Origin of the sequence: Vibrio kyushuensis (genome assembly GCF_050337325.1) — a bacterium.
Lineage (GTDB): Bacteria > Pseudomonadota > Gammaproteobacteria > Enterobacterales > Vibrionaceae > Vibrio > Vibrio kyushuensis.
Genome location: NZ_JAKJSV010000016.1, coordinates 31,630 through 51,508, shown reverse-complemented (window position 1 = coordinate 51,508; position 19,879 = coordinate 31,630). Strand labels below are relative to the sequence as shown.

The following is a 19,879-nucleotide window of genomic DNA, read 5'->3' as shown; positions in this document are numbered from 1 at the left end:
TTATCTATTCATAAATGTAGTGGAGGAAAGAAGGGTTTGGTAGCTGTATTGACAATTTAATCAAGAGGGTGAGTTGCAGTGAGAAATAAACCTGGTTGCTTAGCGTGTGATTTCAATGCATTAGAGCACGGTGTGCTAGCGTGATGAGAATGTTTAGATATAAAAAAACCGCACATTAATATGTGCGGTCTTGAAATATAATAGCGACTAACTTTCTAGTTCATGCCGTATTTTTTTAGTTTCTTGCGAAGAGTACCGCGGTTGATACCCATCATAGTTGCTGCGCGAGTTTGGTTACCACGCGTGTACTGCATGATGGTGTCGAGTAATGGCTGTTCAACTTCAGCTAGCACTAACTCATATAGTTCAGTGACTTCTTGGCCATTTAATTGAGCAAGATAGTTTTTAAGAGATGCTTTAACTGAATCACGCAGTGGTTTTTGCGCGATCTGATCTTGTGAAGTAACGGTAGTAACTGTTAAAGCTTCTGAAGTTATATTTTGTTCGAACATATTCGGTCTAGCTCTTCTCATTAATTATGATGCAACGTTATCAAAATAACCTTCCAATGCTTCAAGTTGCTGCGAGGCAGCGTCGATAGCATTAAAGGTACGGCGAAACTCACTTGCTTGTTCATGCTCTTTTAGATACCACCCGACATGCTTACGAGCAATACGAGGGCCTAAAAACTCACCATAAAAATCATGGAGAGCATCTACATGGCCAAGCAGTATGTCTTTCACTTCCTCGAAAGGAAGCTCAGGCATTGTGGTACCGTTTTCCAAATAGTGTCGGATTTCCTGAAAAATCCATGGACGACCCTGGGCGGGACGACCAATCATTAAAGCGTCGGCACCGGTGTACTCCAGTACAAACTTAGCTTTTTCTGGACTGTCGATATCGCCGTTAGCAATAACCGGAATCGAGATAGCTTGTTTTGCCGCTTTAATGTGTTCATATTCGGCCTCACCTTTGTACATACAAGCGCGAGTTCTCCCATGGAGTGCTATTGCTTGTATGCCGCAGTCTTCGGCTAATTTAGCGATTTGGACACAGTTGCGACTCTCTGTATCCCAGCCAGTACGGGTCTTTAGTGTTACAGGAACATCTACTGCGTTCACTACTGCGGTTAGAATCTCTTTGATGAGTTCAGGGTGCTGTAGTAAAGCAGATCCGGCTAGCTTCTTATTCACTTTTTTAGCTGGACAACCCATGTTGATATCGATGATTTGCGCACCGTTCTCTACATTAAATTGTGCAGCTTCTGCCATAAGCTGTGGATCAGCGCCCGCAATCTGTACTGAACGAATGCCCGATTCGCCCTCATGTACCATACGTTGCATTGATTTGGACGTTTTCCATAGTTTCGGGTTAGAGGACATCATTTCACTGACCGCCATTCCCGCACCATAGCGAAGGCATAACTCTCGAAACGGTCTATCAGTAACTCCAGCCATAGGAGCGACGATAAGATTGTTCTTAAGTTGATGATTTCCTATTTTCAAAACGTCTTCACAGTATTACAGCAGTAAGGGCGCGCATTTTACGCATTTTTTCGCTGCGTGAAAAGACTAATATTTGAGCATTTACAATTTGTTTATGCAAAATGCATGAAATTCAGACAATTAAGCCCAAAAAGTCTTATTCAGCCTGTTTAGAACCCGATACGCGACACCATTCATCAATCTCTTTGATTGGGTCAATGTTGAATTCATCACGGTAATAGGTAGCGACATCCTCTGCTTGAGTGTCTAAAACACCGGACATAGCGAGCATACCTGACGGTTTTACTAGGCCTTTAATGATAGGCGATAGCTCACGCAGTGGTGCTGCTAGAATGTTGGCAACCAAGACATCAGCGAGAAGCCCTTCAGGTTGGTATTGCGGCAAGTAGACTTCTAATTGGTCAACAACGCCATTACGCTGGGCGTTGTCTTTTGAAGCAAGTAAAGCTTGAGGATCGATATCAATACCGACAACTTTTTTAGCGCCAAGTTTGATAGCTGCAATCGCTAAGATGCCGGAACCACAACCAAAATCGATCACTGTTTTATCCGTAAGATTGATCCCTTCAAGCCACTCTAGACATAAAGCCGTCGTTGGGTGAGTGCCAGTACCAAAGGCAAGGCCAGGGTCGAGCATGACATTGATGGCATCAGGCTCTGGAACTTCACGCCAGCTTGGGCAAATCCATAGTCGTTCGCCAAACTTCATTGGGTGAAAGTTATCCATCCACTCACGTTCCCAATCTTTATCTTCCAGCTGTTCAATTTTGTAAGCAAAGTTAGCGTCAAGTAAGTTGCTAAGCTTAATTTGCTCTAGGACAAACTGTGTATCAGCTTCAGCATCAAAGAGTGCAAGAACATCAATGTCACCCCAAAGGCGTGTTTCACCGGGGAGCGGCTCAAAAATAGGCGTGTCGCGAGCATCTAAAAACGTCACCGATAGTGCGCCAGCTTCTTCCATTAGCATGTCGCTAATCGTTTCAGCATTGTCTTTAGTGGCATTGAGTTTGATTTGAATCCAAGGCATGAGTTGTACTCTTACTATGTTTGAAGATAGGAATGGCGCTGAGTTTAGCAGATATCTGACGATTTTATAGCCATAAACAAAAATGCTCACCGAAGTGAGCATTTTGACTGTGCTGAGGCCAAATGACCCCGCTTAGTGTTCAATCTTATTGAAGACCAAGTTTCTTCTCAAGGTAGTGGATGTTAGCGCCACCGTGTTGGAAGTTCTCGTCGTTCATGATTGATTCTTGCAGTGTTACGTTCACTTTGATGCCTTCGATGATCATTTCACTCAATGCATTTTTCATGCGAGCAATAGCAACATCGCGGTTTTCACCAAAGGTGATCAGTTTACCAATCATTGAGTCGTAATGAGGCGGTACTGTGTAACCTGTGTAGATGTGAGATTCCCAACGAACACCCATGCCACCAGGTGCATGGAAACGAGTGATCTTACCTGGAGACGGTAGGAAACGCTCTGGATCTTCAGCATTGATACGACATTCAATAGCGTGGCCGCTTAGTCTAATGTCGTCTTGCGTGAATGACAGAGGTTGACCGGCAGCAACACGAAGTTGCTCTTTGATAAGATCAACACCAGTTACCATTTCCGTTACTGGGTGCTCTACTTGAATACGAGTGTTCATTTCGATGAAGTAGAATTCGCCATTTTCGTATAGGAATTCAAACGTACCTGCACCGCGATAGCCAATTTCAAGACAAGCGCGTGTACAACGTTCACCGATGTATTTACGCATCTCTTCAGTGATGCCTGGAGCCGGAGCTTCCTCAACCACTTTTTGGTGACGACGTTGCATTGAACAGTCACGCTCACCAAGGTGAATTGCGCCACCTTGACCATCAGCAATGATCTGAACTTCAACGTGACGAGGGTTTTCTAGGAATTTTTCCATGTAAACCACGTCATTGTTGAAACATGCTTTTGCTTCAGCACGAGTCATAGCAATCGCTTCAACAAGATCAGCTTCGCTGCGAACAACACGCATACCGCGGCCACCACCGCCACCAGAGGCTTTGATGATTACTGGGAAGCCAATACGTTTAGCGTGAGCTTTATTCTTAGCATCATCGTCATCAAGTGGGCCATCAGAGCCAGGTACACAAGGAACGCCTGCTTTCTTCATTGAAGTGATCGCAGACACTTTGTCACCCATAATACGGATAGTTTCCGCTTTAGGGCCAACAAAGATGAATCCACTGCGCTCAACTTGCTCAGCGAAATCAGCATTCTCTGATAAGAAGCCGTAACCTGGGTGGATAGCAACTGCACCGGTGACTTCTGCTGCAGAAATAATGCGAGGGATATTTAGGTAGCTATCGATACCGCGCGCAGGACCGATACATACCGTTTCGTCTGCAAGTAGTACGTGCTTTAGATCGCGGTCAGCTGTTGAGTGAACAGCAACTGTCTTAATACCTAACTCTTTACATGCGCGAAGGATACGAAGTGCAATTTCACCTCGGTTCGCGATGACTAATTTATCTAACATGAGAGACTGCCTCTATTATTCGATAACAACAAGTGCTTGGTCGAACTCAACCGGTTGGCCATCTTCAACTAGAATTGCAGTAACAACACCAGATTTATCAGCTTCAATTTGGTTCATCATTTTCATTGCTTCAACGATACAAATTGTATCGCCAGCATTAACTTGTTGACCCACTTTAACGAATGGTTTTGCATCAGGGCTTGGAGCGCCGTAGAAAGTACCAACCATTGGAGAAAGAACTTGGTGACCAGATACAGCTTCTGGCGCAGCTTCAGTTGCAGCGGCTACAGGAGCGGCAACGGGTGCAGCTACAGGAGCGGCCATTGGCGCTGCTGCGTATTGAACTGGAGCTGGTGCGCCAGTGTGGTTACGACTGATTCGTACTGACTCTTCACCTTCAGAGATCTCTAGCTCAGCAATGCCAGATTCTTCAACTAACTCAATAAGCTTTTTGATTTTGCGAATATCCATTTTTCTTTCTCTTTATCTTGTGAATAAGACAGCTCCCATAGAGCTGTAGAGTGTTCGTTTACTTTAAAAGCAATTATGTTACTTTCACGGCTAATTAGTTATTTCGGTTGCTAATTACTTAGCTTGCAAATGCTTAATCGCAGCCGTCAAAGCGAATTCATAACCTTGCGCGCCTAAACCACAGATGACGCCTTCAGCTTTATCTGAAAGGTAAGAGTGGTGACGGAAAGGTTCACGTGCATGAACGTTTGATAAATGCACTTCAATAAATGGGATAGCGACACCGAGGAGTGCATCGCGTAATGCAACACTGGTGTGCGTAAAAGCTGCGGGATTTATAATAATAAAATCCACTTTACCAAAGGCATTATGAATGGTTTCGAGCAGCTCGTACTCTCGATTCGACTGTAGATGTTGTAACTCAACCTGAGCATCAGATGCTTGTTGAGTTAAGGTGTCAATGATCTGAGCTAGCGTTTGAGAACCGTAATGTGCTGGCTCTCGTAACCCCAAAAGATTAATATTTGGACCGTTTAGGACTAGAATGCGTGATTTTGCAGTCATTGTGTTGCCATCTTCCTATATCGTGTGACGAATCTTAATATTCCCATATTATCAGAGAATCAGCATGAGATTTATGTCAAAAAATCACGGTTCTTTGAAATTAGACCAAGATTATAGCGAATTCAGCGCAAATCGCAGCAATTTACTGGTCTTATCACCTAGTTGTAACGACTAATTCTGTAACCGAGTTAACAAAAATGGCGATAACCACTCTCTATCTATGGTCAAATTTTGAGGTTATACGCATAAAAAAACCGCCACAGGAGTGACGGCTTTATCAGTTAGATGTTTTAAACGTATTGTTTCGCTTACTGCAATCTCGTTAATTTATGCAACTAAAGGGACTGTGTATCGACTTTAAGCAAGCTCGGCTTTTTCAGCGATTAGCTTGTCAACAACACTAGGGTCTGCGAGCGTTGAAGTATCACCTAAGTTGCTGGTATCTCCAGTGGCAATCTTACGTAGGATACGACGCATGATCTTACCTGAACGCGTTTTTGGTAGAGAGTCTGTCCAGTGGAGCACATCTGGCGTTGCAATTGGGCCAATCTCTTTACGTACCCAGTCTTTGACTTCTTTATGAAGCTCAGCTGACGGGAACTCACCATCATTTAATGTGATATAAGCGTAGATTGCTTGGCCTTTAATATCGTGAGGAATCCCTACGATAGCCGCTTCTGCAATCTTACTGTGCGCAACGAGTGCTGATTCAACTTCGGCTGTCCCCATTCGGTGCCCTGATACGTTCAGTACGTCATCAACACGGCCTGTGATCCAGTAATAGCCATCTTCATCACGGCGGGCACCATCACTTGTGAAGTACATGCCTTTGAAGGTAGAGAAGTAGGTTTGTTCAAAGCGGTCGTGGTCACCATAAACGGTTCGCATTTGGCCTGGCCAAGAATCAAGGATGACTAGGTTACCTTCGGCAGCACCTTCAATGATATTACCCATGTTGTCGACAAGTGCGGGTTGAACACCAAAGAATGGACGAGTAGCTGACCCCGGTTTTAGATCGGTTGCTCCTGGTAGAGGTGCAATCAAAATACCGCCAGTCTCAGTTTGCCACCACGTATCAACGATAGGCGATTTCTCATTACCAATGGTTTTGTAGTACCACTCCCACGCTTCTGGGTTAATAGGTTCACCAACAGAGCCCATAATGCGAAGGCTCGAACGTGATGTACCATCAACCGCTTCTGTGCCTTTCGCCATAAGAGCACGAATTGCAGTAGGTGCAGTATAAAGAATATTGACTTGGTGCTTATCAACCACTTCACTCATACGGCTTGTGTTTGGATAATTAGGCACGCCTTCAAATAAGATCGTTTTCGCGCCGTTTGCCAGAGGCCCATAGATAAGGTAAGTATGACCAGTGATCCAACCCACATCAGCCGTACACCAGAAGGTTTCGCCTTGTTGATAATCAAAGACGTATTTGAAGGTCATGGTTGCGTAGACAAGGTAGCCGCCAGTTGTGTGCAATACGCCTTTTGGTTTACCTGTTGAACCCGAGGTGTAGAGAATAAATAGTGGGTCTTCTGCTTTCATTTCTTCTGGTGGGCAATCTGCAGACACGGTTGCCGTTGCTTCGTGCCACCAAACGTCACGATGATCGTGCCATTCAACATCGCCACCGGTACGTTTGAATACGATGACTTTTTCAATGTTTTTAACTTCAGGGTTTGTTAGCGCTTCATCGACATTTTTCTTAAGTGGAACAGCGCGACCACCACGAACGCCTTCATCGGCTGTGATGACAATTTTTGAATCTGAATCGATGATACGACCTGATAGTGCTTCTGGAGAGAAACCGCCAAATACAACCGTGTGTACGGCGCCAATACGGGTACAAGCGAGCATCGCGACAGCAGCTTCTGGTACCATCGGCATATAAAGACAGACGACATCGCCTTTACGAACGCCTTGTTCTTTCAGCGCATTTGAAAATAAACACACTTCTTTGTGCAGCTCATTGAAGGTCAGTGTTTTATCATCGGCAGGGTCGTCGCCTTCCCAAATGATAGCCACTTCATCACCGCGGTCAGCGAGGTGGCGGTCAATACAGTTTGCAGAAACGTTAAGTGTACCGTCTTCAAACCAGCGAATATCAACATGGCCAGTATCAAATGAAGTGCTTTTAACTTGAGTGAATGGTTTGATCCAATCAACGATTTTTCCATGTTCCGTCCAGAACCCTTCAGGGTTAGAGACCGATTGTTGGTACATGGCTAGGTAAGTGTCATTATCCGCGTGAGTCGTTGCTTTAATGTGTTCTTTTACCGGATAAATATGGGCTTCACTCATTGCTTCTCTCCTTGTGCCTATGATGTTGTGAGCAGGACAAATTTCCATTTTGTTATTGAATAGTTGAGCTAGGTTGGAAAGTTTGTATGCCTATCACTTTCCGCCACCTTGCTCATTTTCACAATTAGACTTTAGGATGAGAGAAGGGTTTTATCTTATATGATAACGACTTAAGTTGATAAATTGAGATGTCAGTCGAGAGATTATCGTTGATGATAAGGGGAAGTGAACGAAGGTAGATCACCTTTTGTTAGCCGAACAAAGACCAGAGCAGCAGAAATAGCGTCTTGCAGAGCGTCATGCTTGCCTTGTATTGGAAGGTCCAAATGCTTGCAGATAGCCTCTAAGCTGAGATCAAAATAGGCGTTGGGTAAATGGCGCTCAAGCTTATCATGATAAATCTGGCTTACTTCAATAAGTGGATTTGGCAGAGGAAAGCCAAGCTGTTTACGACAAGCAATATCGAGGATCTTTTTATCATATCGAATGTGATAACCGACTAAAGGGCGATTACCAATGAAATTGAGCAGTTGCAGTAGTGCTTCTTTTTCTCCGATACCATCAAGCAAATCTTGATGTCGAATCTTATGGATTTTGACTGAACCTGAATCCAGTGATTGCGGAGCTCTAAGCCTCACCTCGAATGGCTGGCTGGTAATGATGCGATTACCAATGATTTTGGTTGCAGCAATGGTCACAAGCTCAGCTCGGTGAGGATCTAGGCTGGTAGTTTCGCAGTCGAGTGACACAAATTCCCCTTTTTGAGGCGAGCGGAACAGGGACCGGTAGGGCGATCCTTTTAATTTGTTATGCCAGTATTTACGTATCAACCAATTCATTTAAGACCTCTCACTCCTTTATGCTTTCAATATATTTAATACGTTGGTGGTAGCTAGTCTCTAATTTGATAGTGATAGCCCAGCAGCTGCTTAAATTTCTTTACTACATGTAGGCTGTGACGTAGCAAATCTCGCTCTGTTCTATCGAGCTGTTTGAGCTCAATATTATTTGAATTGTGGCGCTGTGAGAGTTGCTGTGACAGGCGCAGCTTGAAGAACAGCTTGAGCGCTTCACTGAGATTATCCGCAGTTTCTGGTTCTAAAATACGCTTAGCTTGGAGTTCATCAATTCGATCAAAGGTATTTTTCTCACTCAACGCATATTCAAGTGAAAGCGTTCGAATGCCGTGTACGATGGGGAAAATGCCCCCTCGCTTAATATCTAAGCCTTCTTTGTTTCGCTTTACGTTACCAAATAGGGTTAACGGAATAGAGAACTGCAAAGCGGGGCGAGTAAACTCTTGTAGAACTAACATCTTATTTTTCATTAAGCCGTGTAAGTGCTCACTCACGCTGGTAAGTAGATCTCGGTTTCCCGCAACGGCATGGGCGTCGGCTATGATTGCGAGATCCATGACGTGCTCGGGTTTAGCGCCTTGAATCCAGCGACTCACGGTATCTTTCCATTGCTGTTGAGTCTTGACCCATTTAGGGTTATTCACCATAACGTCACCTGGGCATAAAGGGTAACCGAGCTGCTGTAATGTATGAGTAAGTTCATCCATCACACTTTGGCAGTTTTCCCACTCAAGCCCGTCTTTGATAATGAGCGCGTTGTCTTGATCGGTTTTTAAAATTTGTTCGCCACGCCCCTCTGAACCTAGCACTATTAAACAACAGTGATCATGAAGCGCTGGTGGCACGACTAACTCAAACGCTTTTTCGATGATCTGTTCATTGACTGCGGCAATGAGTTCCATGATAAATCTGGTGCGAATACCATTGCCTAATAAGCTTTCGACTAATTGCCTCTGCTTGTTTGAAGCCAGTGCTAATTCTTCAACACTCGAGGCTCTGGCTATACTAAGGGTGAGTACGTGTGAATGGGTAGAGAAGGCACTGAGGATCTGGGTCATATCGAGCATACCCACTGCATCTTTACCATCACAGACCATCACTCGCTTCATCTTATTCCGTGTCATGGTGATCATAGCGTTAAATAGGAAGTCACCATCGTCGATATGAAGAACGGGAAATGTCGCTATTTTTCCGATCTCAGTATCTAAAGCTTGGTTCTCTAGCATCACGGCATGAAGCATGTTAGTTCTAGTTACGATGGCATATGGAAGTTCGTTTGGACTGCTACTTAAACGGTCATCATTATCGGATAGTCTAACCAATGCTGAGTCAACACCGCTCTCTTTTAGTTGAAGTGTCACCTCATTAAGAGGCTGTTCAGGCTTTAGGATCATCGGTGGGTGATAGATCGACTGGTCGACTTTAGTCAGTATAAATTCGGCAAGGTTTTGCTGCTGCTGCGCAGCTTCAATAAGGACTTGGCGGTTTTTTAGATTATTATCAAAGTAAGCGGCAAATTGCCCGTTGGCTTCATACAGTTCAATAAAGACCGCTTTTGGTAGCAAGTATGACAGCGTATCTTCTAATGCAATGTATTGATGGCGAACCTCACCTTCAAATAGTGCTCTGACATCAAACATGTCATCGTTGGCATAGTGCGCATAGATTTCTGAGGTGTCGATTGAGCGCTCTTCAACCGCCCCTTTAATTAATATATTAAGGTGCTGACACGGTTGGCCTGGCTGTAAAATGATGTCTTTGTCGCGGTAATAAGCAACATCCAGAGACGAGCGTAGCTGATGCTGCTGTTTTTCCGTTAAGCGATCAAAAGGTGGAGATTGCATATTAAACTTGTCTGGCATCACCATTCCTCTTGGTAACTTTCGTACCTACCAGTGTGACAACTTTCACCAGTACCTCCAGACGACTTTGGTCTAATAATCACTCAAGCAAAAGATCATTTTGTCGGTTTTTAAAGCGGAAATGTGTAAAGCGGCTTTCTTCCCTTTTTAATTAATTGATCTAGGTCCATAATAGCCGCGCTTGCACTTTTGCCATGTTTTAGGAGCACTCGATGCTAACCCCATCTCCCTATGGCTGGATCTCCCAGTACTTTCTCGGTTTCTTTTTTGCTTACGGTGTTTATCTTCCGTTCTGGGCTCTTTGGTTTGAAGAGCAGGGCGTCTCTGCAACAGATATCGGTCTCCTAGTGGGTATTGGTTTCGCGACACGATGTGTGGCCAACCTTGTCATTACGCCTCGGATTCATAAAGCTGAACACCTCTTACCCGCGCTTCGGTGGCTCAGTTTTGCGGCTTTCTTATTTATTGGCTTCCACTTTTTTACCGGTGGTGACTTCTGGTTGATGGTGCTGGCAACGGTTCTATTTAATCTCTGTTGCGGTCCGATAGTCCCTCTGTCTGATGCACTGGCTAACTACTATGCTCGCCTGAAAATGTTGGACTACGGGAGAACACGATTATGGGGCTCTATTGCCTTTATTGGTGGTTCTACGGTTGTAGGCTATCTGGTGTCGCTATACGGCAGTGACATGATTCTCTATACCGCCTTAGCTGGTGTACTTTTTTCACTGCTGATTTCAATGCGCAGCATCAGTACCATGCCGGTGACACAAAGTAAGCAGCAGGTTGAACGCCCGAAAGTGTCTCAACTATTACGTGAATGGCCTGTAGTTAAGTTCTTAACGCTTATTGCTCTGATCCAAGGTAGTCATGCTGCCTACTACAGTTTCAGTGCCATATATTGGCGAGATGCAGGTTACTCTGCCGATATTATCGGCTATTTATGGAGCTTGGGTGTTGTTGCTGAGGTGATGGTGTTTGCCTTTAGTAAGCGTATTTTTTCAGGCTGGACACTCCGAGCACTCTTTGTGACGGCATCTATTGGTGTGATGGTTCGTTGGGGGATGACGGCTTCAACGACGGATCTTTCAGCGTTGGTACTGATTCAACTGCTGCACGGTGTGACCTTCGCGATGGCGCACATTGCCGCAATTCAATATATACAGCAGGAAGAAGAGCATAAAATGGTGGCACTGCAGGCGCTGTATAATGCTATTCCACTTGGTGCTGTTATCGCTCTAATCACCACATTAAGTGGCTGGGGTTACGATAATTGGGGCGCTAATGTTTTCTGGGCAATGTCGCTAATGGGGGCATTGGCTCTGTTTGTGAAAGTAGAACCCAGAGCATCCAAGATCACCGATGTTAATAAAGCCGAGCCCAAAGCACAGAATTAGACTCAATTGATTGAGATTACAGTAGTTACTTAGTTAAATAGAACCTCTCCCTGTGGAGAGGTTTTTTTATATGAACACAGAAATTAATCGCTTAGAAAGGATCTCTAATGCAAGGATGGATTGTCATACCTGTTTCGCTCGCTTATCTTGGCGTTCTCTTTCTCATCGCTTGGTATGGTGATCGTCAAACGAACTGGCTTGCCAAGTGGCGACCATGGATCTACAGCTTATCGATCGCAGTCTACTGTACCTCGTGGACCTTCTACGGAACGGTTGGGCAGGCAAGCAGTAATCCTTGGTCATTCTTACCGATATACATTGCCCCCATTCTTGTTTTTACCCTTGGCTGGCGAGTCCTTGCTCGCTTGGTATTAACCGCAAAACGTGAACACATCACCTCAATTGCTGACTTTATTGCTGCAAGGTATGGGAAATCTCAGGGATTAGCGGTTGCTGTTACGCTCATTGCGGTTGCTGGAATACTGCCTTACATCGCATTGCAGCTTCGTGGCATCACTATGGGGCTAGACATTGTAGCTCCAAACTTAGCTGCCGATTTAGGCTATCAAGAACGGTATGTTTCTTGGTTTGTTGTTGCTGCCTTGGCTATTTTTACCATGCTGTTTGGTACCAGACATATTGATAATACTGAACATCACCGCGGCATGATGATGGCCATTGCCTTCGAATCAGTCATTAAGCTGGTGGCCTTTTTAACGGTTGGTTTTTTTATTATCTATTTAGCTTGGAATCAAGAGCATGTCGACCTTGTGTCTGTTGCCAAGCAGACTTATCAATCGCCAAATATACCGACACTTCTTATTCATACCGCACTGACCATGGTCGCGATAGTCTGTTTACCACGGCAGTTTCATACCATGGTAGTCGAGAACGAGCGCGCTCAAGATCTCCATACTGCCCGTTGGCTGTTCCCGCTCTACCTTATTTTAATGGGGATCTTCGTTCTTCCTATCGCTTGGGTCGGACAAAGCTTACTTGGTGGTAGCCCAGCGGACGCCTACGTGATCAGTGTACCAATGTCTGTGGGTGCCAATAACATCGCACTATTGGCCTTTTTAGGTGGTACATCGGCTGCCAGCGGGATGGTGATTGTCTCGACGATTGCGTTAGCGATCATGGTCTCCAATGACTTGGTGATGCCACTTCTATTGCGTCGTATGCGCATTACAGACCGTAACTATCGTCACTTCTCTGGGTTACTTCTGATCATTAGGCGAGCGCTGATTCTGCTGTTGTTAATCGGTGCATGGGGGTTTTATCAAGCACTTGATACCATTCACTCCTTGTCCGCGATTGGCTTTCTCTCATTTGCTGCGATTACTCAGTTCGCGCCCGCACTTATAGGTGGTATGTACTGGCGTAGAGGCAACCGAAAAGGGGTGTATGTTGGTCTAGCGGTTGGATTTGGTATTTGGCTCATTACCTTAATGAGTCAAACTGGTGTATTAGCTGGAGATGCCAGCAATAATGCACTTATTTGGTTGATTACACCGCCTGAAACACTAAGCGGCTGGGGGATTAAAAGCTCTGACTGGGGAATGCTACTCAGTGTTGTGAGCAATACGGTTTGCTATGTCGTGATTTCAATGATGACACGATCAAGCCTAAGTGAGCGCTTACAGTCGGCCTCTTTTATTGGCACACCAATGCCTGAGAGTGAAAATCAGAGCCTGTATCAAAGTCGTGTTACCGTTGGTGAGTTAGAGATGCTCGCTTCTCGCTTTGTGGGCCGAACGAGAGTGCGTAACGCCTTCAACCAATACTGGACTCAGCAACATGAAACCTTATTGCCTAATCAACAGGCACCATCAACTCTGATTCGTCATACCGAGCGTGTATTAGCGGGTGTTTTTGGCGCATCTTCTGCCAAGTTAGTGCTTACTTCTGCCCTGCAGGGTAAAAATATGCAGCTAGAAGAAGTGGCGACCATTGTTGATGAAGCTTCAGAGCTGTACGACTTTAGCCGAGGCCTGCTTCAGGGAGCAATTGAACACATTGGTCAAGGCATTGCAGTTGTTGATAGGCAGCTTAGGTTGGTGGCTTGGAATCAGCGTTATTTAGAACTGTTTGAGTTTCCTAGTGGGCTGATTCAAGTTGGACGGCCAATTTCCGATGTGATTCGCCACAATGCAGAGCATGGGTTATGCGGTCCTGGCGATCCTGAAGACCACGTTCGGCGCCGAGTATCACACCTAGAGCAAGGCACCCGTCATACCTCTTCACGAATTCGCCCTGATGGACGTGTGATTGAGGTTCAAGGTAACCCTATGCCTAGCGGTGGGTTTGTGATGAGTTTTACTGACATCACCGTCTTTAGAGACGCAGAGCAGGCGCTAAAAGAAGCGAACGAAACATTGGAGGTTAGGGTACTAAAACGAACGCAGGAGTTAGAGCGACTCAATAAGCAGCTAGTCAGTGCTACTCAGCGATCAGAGCATGAGTCTCAATCTAAATCCCGCTTTCTCGCTGCGGTTAGTCACGATTTAATGCAGCCCCTCAATGCCGCGCGACTGTTTGCATCATCGCTTTCTGAAGTGGCAAAAGATAAAGAAGTTAAAGGTCTATCAACGCATATTGAGAGTGCGCTAGAGGCGGCTGAAGATCTTATTGGCGATCTACTCGATATCTCTCGTCTGGAGTCTGGTAAGTTGGATGTTCATATCCAAAGCTTTGCGATTAAAGACGTGCTTGCCAACCTTGACGCTGAATTTAGTGCTTTGGCGAAACAGCAACAGCTCTCATTTAAGATGATTCCATCATCACTACTGGTTCAGTCTGATCCTAAATTATTAAGACGAGTCGTGCAGAACTTTTTGACGAATGCTTTTCGGTATTGCCCAAAAGGTAAGGTTCGTTTAGGGGTTAGGCGAATTGGTGACAATGTTCGAATTGATGTCTGGGACAACGGTATCGGCATTGATGAAGGGAAGCAGCAAGAGATCTTTGAAGAGTTCACTCGAGGAAGCCAAATTCGCTCCGATCAAGGGCTTGGATTAGGGCTTGCGATCTCTAAAGGGATCGCTCATGTATTGGGGCACTCTATCTCATTACGTTCTTGGCCAGATAGGGGTAGCGTCTTCTCGATTACCCTGAATCGAGCACAGAGCGATGAAATTATTGAGGTTATAACGCCATCACTACCAGTCTCTGATTTGTCTCATTTGAAAATTCTATGTGTGGATAACGAGCAAGAAATTTTAGTTGGAATGGAAAACCTACTGGCTCGCTGGGGGTGTGAGATTAAGACTGCGATGGACTTAGTACAGAGCATGAAGGCACTAGAGAATGGCTGGGTGCCTGATGTTATCTTCTCTGACTATCGACTGGACAATGGTCGTACAGGATTAGAAGTTCTTCAGCAGTGCCGCTTGAGACTAGGGGATAGTTTTAAAGGGGTTATCATCAGTGCAGATAGAACCGATGATATGTTGGAAGGTATCAAGTCTAATGGATTTGCTTTCATTCCAAAGCCAGTCAAACCACTCAAACTTAGAGCAATTTTGAATCAAGTTAACTAGCCTATTTGTTGCCTATTTACCTAGCAGATAAGCAGATAAGCAGATAAGCAGATAAGTAGATAAGTAGATAAGTGGTATTAACTATTGGCAGAGTTAACTTGATATGCAGAAGTTATTATTGGAAGAGCCGCGAGCACTCTTCCAATCTATTGCGCTTGGTCAAGCAGCGTTTCATAAGTTACGAATATGGTCTGAGTATCGCCATAATACAGCGTATCACTGGCCTGAGCGGCAACCCTTAACCAGTTTTCATCAGAAGTTGGTGCAGGCAAGCTAATGTGCCATTTTTGGTTAGTCTCATCGACAGATTGCATGGCGATAGGGTCACCGGTTGCTTCTAAACTATCAACGAGTGAGAGTTTTATGCCCTGTAGAGGTAGCTTTGATGTCAAGCTAAGGTAGAGCTGTTCATCAGTCACGCTTTCAGAGCGGAATTGAATTTTAAACTCGCCATTTTCCATATCGCACAAACCACTGGTGTAACGACAGTTAGATTTACTCAGGAGTTTGTAGGCCTCTCCCTTTTTTGCCGCATGGGGCTTCTCACTAAGGGCCATGTCGGTACCAACGTAAGCGAGAATTGAGAGAACTGGCGTAACAAGCATAGCGACGATGAAGTGCTTACTTTTAAACATATTGGCTTCCTTGCAGCTAAAGACGTTGTATAGACTGGGTAACTAATTGTAATAATAGATAAAGTACAGCATTGAATAGAATAAAAAAGCCCCCGAAGGGGCTTTTGTGGTTTAGGTTAGATTTTAGTGATCAACCGCATCACCAGCACCCGCTGGCATACGTACATGCTCAACTAAGTCTTTGACTTCTTGTGGTGTTTCAGCGGTTACTTTCGAAACTGCGAATGCCACAACAAAGTTACATACCGCACCAATGGCACCGAATGCGTTTGGCTCAATGCCTAGGAACCAGTTGCTACCCCAGCTTTCTAAGAATTTCCAGTCAGCAACGAATAGAATGCCTTTGTGTTGGAATACGTAGAACAGCGTGATACTGATACCTGCAATCATACCTGCGATAGCACCCTCTTTATTGATCCCTTTGCTGAAGATACCCATCATCAGAGCAGGGAAGATAGAGGAAGCAGCTAGACCGAAGGCGAGAGCAACAGTACCGGCGGCAAACCCTGGTGGATTAAGCCCTAGATACCCCGCGACACCAATTGCTACAGCCATGGATATTCGACTGGCGAGTAGCTCTTTTTTCTCGGATATATTTGGATTGATCACCCCTTTAATCAAGTCGTGCGATATGGAGGAGGAGATCGCTAGTAGTAGACCTGCCGCTGTTGATAGTGCAGCCGCTAAGCCACCCGCTGCGACTAGTGCGATTACCCAGTTAGGTAGTTTCGCAATCTCAGGGTTAGCCAGTACCATAATGTCACGGTCAACTTTTAGCTCGTTTGTTTCTGCGTTAGAAGTATATTGGATGTTGCCATCACCATTAATATCATCAAAACCTAGAAGTCCTGTTTTTTCCCAGTTTTTAAACCAGTCAGGTCGTTCATCGTAAGCGAGGTATTCGCCAGGATTTGGATTTACCGTATCCATCAGGTTTAGACGAGCCATTGCTGATACAGCAGGTGCTGTCGTATAAAGAATAGCAATGAAGAATAGTGCCCAACCTGCTGATGTACGAGCATCACGTACTTTTGGTACAGTAAAGAAACGGATGATTACGTGAGGCAGACCCGCAGTACCAATCATTAGAGACATGGTGTAAACGAACATGTTTAAGGTATCGCCCCGAACTTGGGTGGTATATTCGGTAAACCCGAGTTCGGTGACCACCTGATCGAGCCGGTCGAGCAGATAGACATCGGTTCCGAGCATGGTACTCCCGAGACCTATTTGGGGCAGAGGGTGACCTGTTAGTTGTAGAGAGATGAATATTGCTGGAATAGTGTAAGCTAAAATGAGTACGCAATATTGAGCAATCTGTGTGTAGGTGATCCCTTTCATGCCGCCCATTACTGCGTAGATGAATACGATACACATACCAATAACAAGACCGGTTGAGTAGTCCACTTCAAGGAAGCGACCGAAGGCAACACCAACCCCTTTCATTTGACCGATAACGTAGGTTACGGAAGCGATGATCAAACACGCTACAGCAACAACACGAGCCGTCTTAGAGTAAAAACGCTCACCTACAAACTCAGGCACAGTGAACTTACCAAACTTACGTAGGTAAGGCGCTAGAAGTAGGGCAAGTAGTACATAGCCACCTGTCCAGCCCATTAAGAATACTGAACCACCGTAACCCATGAAGGCTATCAGGCCGGCCATCGAAATAAACGACGCTGCTGACATCCAATCGGCTGCGGTTGCCATACCATTAGCGATAGGGTGTACACCACCGCCGGCAACATAAAACTCTTTGGTTGAACCAGCACGCGCCCAAATGGCGATACCGATATATAGGATAAATGTGGCACCTACTACGAGATAGGTGATAGTTTTCAAGTCCATCTGACGTATTCCTTATTCGTCTACATTAAATTCGCGGTCGATCTGTCTCATTTTCCACGCGTAATAAAAAATGATGGCTAAAAATGCATATATAGCCCCCTGCTGAGCAAACCAGAACCCGAGTTTGTATCCGCCTATTTGGAATTGGTTTAGAACATCAACGAACAAGATGCCGCAACCGAACGATACGGTAAACCAAATAACCAGTAGCCCGATCATCAACCTTACGTTTTTGTCCCAGTAGGCCTTGGCGCGATCTTGATTTTCAAATGCCATTGCCGTCTCCTTTTTTATGTTGTTAATAAATTGTTTCATTTTTACAATAGCAAGGACTGGACAATGGATCTTTTCAACTTTAGTCGTGGGCAATAAAGTAAAAACTGTCGAAAAATAGGCTTTTAGGTGAGGCTAGATGGAAAAGTGTGATGTTAATACGTTGTTAATTTAGCCAAAGGTCTAATGCGGGTATGCATAATGTATCGCATGATTGTTGTAAAAAATTTAGCTTGAACTTGCATGTTTATGAATAAGTGGTAATTAAATGTAATTTCCTTATAACATTCTGACTATTCAGGCGGCATGTTTGTTATATTGTAACACTCGAAATGGCTTCGCTTAGGAGGGAAAATTGGACGTCGATACTATCAATGGTTTGTTTCTAACCGGAGCAACATTAATCGCAATAAGTGTTCTAGTCAGTCGTGCTTCTTCTAAGCTAGGTGTCCCCATTTTATTAGTCTTCTTATTCGTTGGAATGTTGGCGGGTGAAGATGGCCCCGGCGGTATTAATTTTGATGACTACTCTCTCACTTACCTCGTTAGTAATTTGGCTTTGGCGATTATCCTGCTGGATGGTGGTATGCGAACCAAAGTATCGAGCTTTAAGGTCGCTTTCTGGCCATCACTTTCATTAGCTACGATTGGGGTTGCTTGTACCGCAACACTGACCGGTCTCATGGCATCATGGTTATTTGATCTTACTTTGCTACAAGGCATATTGGTGGGAGCAATTGTTGGTTCGACCGATGCGGCTGCGGTTTTCTCGCTATTAAAAGGTAAAAGCCTTAATGAGCGAGTAGGTGCGACACTTGAAATAGAATCGGGCACTAATGATCCGATGGCCGTATTTTTAACTGTCACCCTTATTACTATTCTATCCAGTCCAGAGATGGATATGGGAATGAACTTTTTACTCACCAGCTTTGCAATGCAGTTTGGTATTGGAGCGTTGGTTGGGTTTGCTGGTGGTTGGTTGTTGTGGTCGTTGGTGAACCGAATCAACCTGCCAGAAGGGATGTACTCGATCTTGGTACTCAGTGGCGGTATTGCACTGTTCGCTTTGTCTACTATTTTTGGTGGCAGCGGTATCCTTACTATCTATATCGTGGGCTTGTTAATCGGTAACAAACCCACCACGTCTCGCCACTCAATCTTAAGCGTACTCGATGGCATGACCTGGCTTAGCCAAATTGTGATGTTCTTGGTGCTAGGATTATTGGTTACCCCATCAACGCTACTCGAGATAATGCTTCCAGCGTTAGCGTTAGCATTCGGTATGATTTTAATCGCAAGGCCGATTTCAGTCTGGTTAGGGTTATTGCCATTTAGAAGCTTCAATACTCGTGAACGTTGGTTTCTTTCTTGGGTTGGACTTAGAGGTGCAGTGCCGATCATCCTTGCTGTATTCCCGATGATGGCAGGGCTACCTAATGCCCAGCTATATTTCAATATCGCCTTTTTTGTGGTTATGGTTTCATTGATCATTCAAGGTGGCAGCCTGATGAAAGCCGCTTCTCTAGCGAACGTTTCACTACCGCCGAAACCAAGCCCAATCTCTCGTAGTGGTATTGAGATTTTTCCAACCAGTGAGTGGGAGATGTTTGTCTACAAACTTAAGGAAGAAAAGTGGTGTATTGGCGAACCACTTAAACGCCTGACGATGCCAGAAGGGACAAGAATTACGGCATTATTTAGAAATAACACACTGCTGCACCCGTCAGGAAGCACGGTATTGGAAGCGAACGATACATTGTGTGTATTGGGGCAAGATAAGAATCTTGATGCGTTAAGTGAGCTATTTAGTGAAGCCCCTGTTGAAAAAGAAGACACGGCACGTTTCTATGGTGATTTCTTTCTTGATGCGACGACCTCAATTCAAAGTATTGTTGAACACTATGGCATTTCAGTTTCATTGGAAGATCAGAGCATAACACTTCAGCAACTGGCGAAAGAGCAGATCGGGCAATACCCTGTTCTAGGCGATAGTTTTGATTGGGAAAATCTTCATTGGGTGATTGCAGAAGTGCAGGATCATGAAGTGATTAAGATTGGATTGTGCTTACCAGAAGAAAACCCGTAGTAGAGTTTGCTTCTGG

15 protein-coding genes are annotated in these 19,879 nt (G+C 44.8%); 3 read left to right on the top strand and 12 right to left on the bottom strand.

The features are described 5' to 3' along the window. Positions 1-215 precede the first annotated feature (215 nt). The 9 genes from fis to L4D20_RS23080 all read right to left on the bottom strand — a co-directional run bounded on the left by fis (position 216) and on the right by L4D20_RS23080 (position 10,082). Complete coding sequence (gene fis / locus L4D20_RS23120) at positions 216-512, bottom strand: DNA-binding transcriptional regulator Fis (RefSeq protein WP_017035697.1); 297 nt, start codon at positions 510-512, stop codon at positions 216-218. A 24-nt stretch (positions 513-536) separates the two neighbouring features. Continuing rightward, a complete protein-coding gene (gene dusB, locus L4D20_RS23115; RefSeq protein WP_428803937.1) occupies positions 537-1,505 on the bottom strand; it encodes a tRNA dihydrouridine synthase DusB in 969 nt (322 codons plus the stop codon). Positions 1,506-1,641: 136 nt separating this feature from the next. Then, complete coding sequence (prmA, locus tag L4D20_RS23110; RefSeq protein ID WP_428803936.1) at positions 1,642-2,532, bottom strand: 50S ribosomal protein L11 methyltransferase; 891 nt, start codon at positions 2,530-2,532, stop codon at positions 1,642-1,644. A 145-nt stretch (positions 2,533-2,677) separates the two neighbouring features. Beyond that, positions 2,678-4,021 (bottom strand): acetyl-CoA carboxylase biotin carboxylase subunit, encoded by a 1,344-nt coding sequence (accC, locus tag L4D20_RS23105; protein WP_428803935.1) that lies wholly within the window; start codon positions 4,019-4,021, stop codon positions 2,678-2,680. Between the two features lie 15 nt (positions 4,022-4,036). Then, positions 4,037-4,492 carry an acetyl-CoA carboxylase biotin carboxyl carrier protein gene (gene accB / locus L4D20_RS23100; RefSeq protein ID WP_428803934.1) on the bottom strand — a complete coding sequence of 152 codons (456 nt, stop codon included), beginning with the start codon at positions 4,490-4,492 and terminating at the stop codon, positions 4,037-4,039. A gap of 114 nt (positions 4,493-4,606) precedes the next feature. After that, positions 4,607-5,056, bottom strand: a complete 450-nt coding sequence (aroQ, locus tag L4D20_RS23095) for a type II 3-dehydroquinate dehydratase (RefSeq protein WP_428803933.1) — start codon at positions 5,054-5,056, stop codon at positions 4,607-4,609. A 357-nt stretch (positions 5,057-5,413) separates the two neighbouring features. Further along, entirely contained in the window at positions 5,414-7,363 is a 1,950-nt protein-coding gene (gene acs, locus L4D20_RS23090; protein WP_428803932.1) for an acetate--CoA ligase, read from the bottom strand. 203 nt (positions 7,364-7,566) lie between these two features. Then, positions 7,567-8,202, bottom strand: a complete 636-nt coding sequence (locus tag L4D20_RS23085) for a 3'-5' exonuclease (protein ID WP_428803931.1) — start codon at positions 8,200-8,202, stop codon at positions 7,567-7,569. A gap of 53 nt (positions 8,203-8,255) precedes the next feature. Further along, the gene (locus L4D20_RS23080) at positions 8,256-10,082 is read right to left on the bottom strand and encodes a DUF294 nucleotidyltransferase-like domain-containing protein (RefSeq protein WP_428803930.1); all 1,827 of its coding nucleotides are present in this window, start codon (positions 10,080-10,082) and stop codon (positions 8,256-8,258) included. A 212-nt stretch (positions 10,083-10,294) separates the two neighbouring features. On the opposite strand from L4D20_RS23080, the gene L4D20_RS23075 reads away from it, so the two are divergent. Beyond that, positions 10,295-11,479, top strand: a complete 1,185-nt coding sequence (locus L4D20_RS23075; RefSeq protein WP_428803929.1) for a 3-phenylpropionate MFS transporter — start codon at positions 10,295-10,297, stop codon at positions 11,477-11,479. Between the two features lie 107 nt (positions 11,480-11,586). Continuing rightward, positions 11,587-15,018, top strand: a complete 3,432-nt coding sequence (locus tag L4D20_RS23070; protein ID WP_428803928.1) for a hybrid sensor histidine kinase/response regulator — start codon at positions 11,587-11,589, stop codon at positions 15,016-15,018. A 146-nt stretch (positions 15,019-15,164) separates the two neighbouring features. Here the strand turns inward: L4D20_RS23070 and L4D20_RS23065 are convergent, their stop codons facing one another. The 3 genes from L4D20_RS23065 to L4D20_RS23055 form a co-directional block, all read right to left on the bottom strand. Then, positions 15,165-15,653: a hypothetical protein gene (locus L4D20_RS23065; protein WP_428803927.1), complete on the bottom strand. Its 489-nt coding sequence runs from the start codon at positions 15,651-15,653 to the stop codon at positions 15,165-15,167. A gap of 123 nt (positions 15,654-15,776) precedes the next feature. Next, positions 15,777-17,504 carry a sodium:solute symporter family protein gene (locus L4D20_RS23060; RefSeq protein ID WP_428803926.1) on the bottom strand — a complete coding sequence of 576 codons (1,728 nt, stop codon included), beginning with the start codon at positions 17,502-17,504 and terminating at the stop codon, positions 15,777-15,779. 12 nt (positions 17,505-17,516) lie between these two features. Further along, positions 17,517-17,780: a DUF4212 domain-containing protein gene (locus L4D20_RS23055; RefSeq protein ID WP_428803925.1), complete on the bottom strand. Its 264-nt coding sequence runs from the start codon at positions 17,778-17,780 to the stop codon at positions 17,517-17,519. Between the two features lie 352 nt (positions 17,781-18,132). On the opposite strand from L4D20_RS23055, the gene L4D20_RS23050 reads away from it, so the two are divergent. Beyond that, positions 18,133-19,863, top strand: coding sequence for a potassium/proton antiporter (locus tag L4D20_RS23050; protein WP_428803924.1), 1,731 nt, complete (start codon positions 18,133-18,135; stop codon positions 19,861-19,863). The last annotated feature ends 16 nt before the right edge of the window (positions 19,864-19,879 follow it).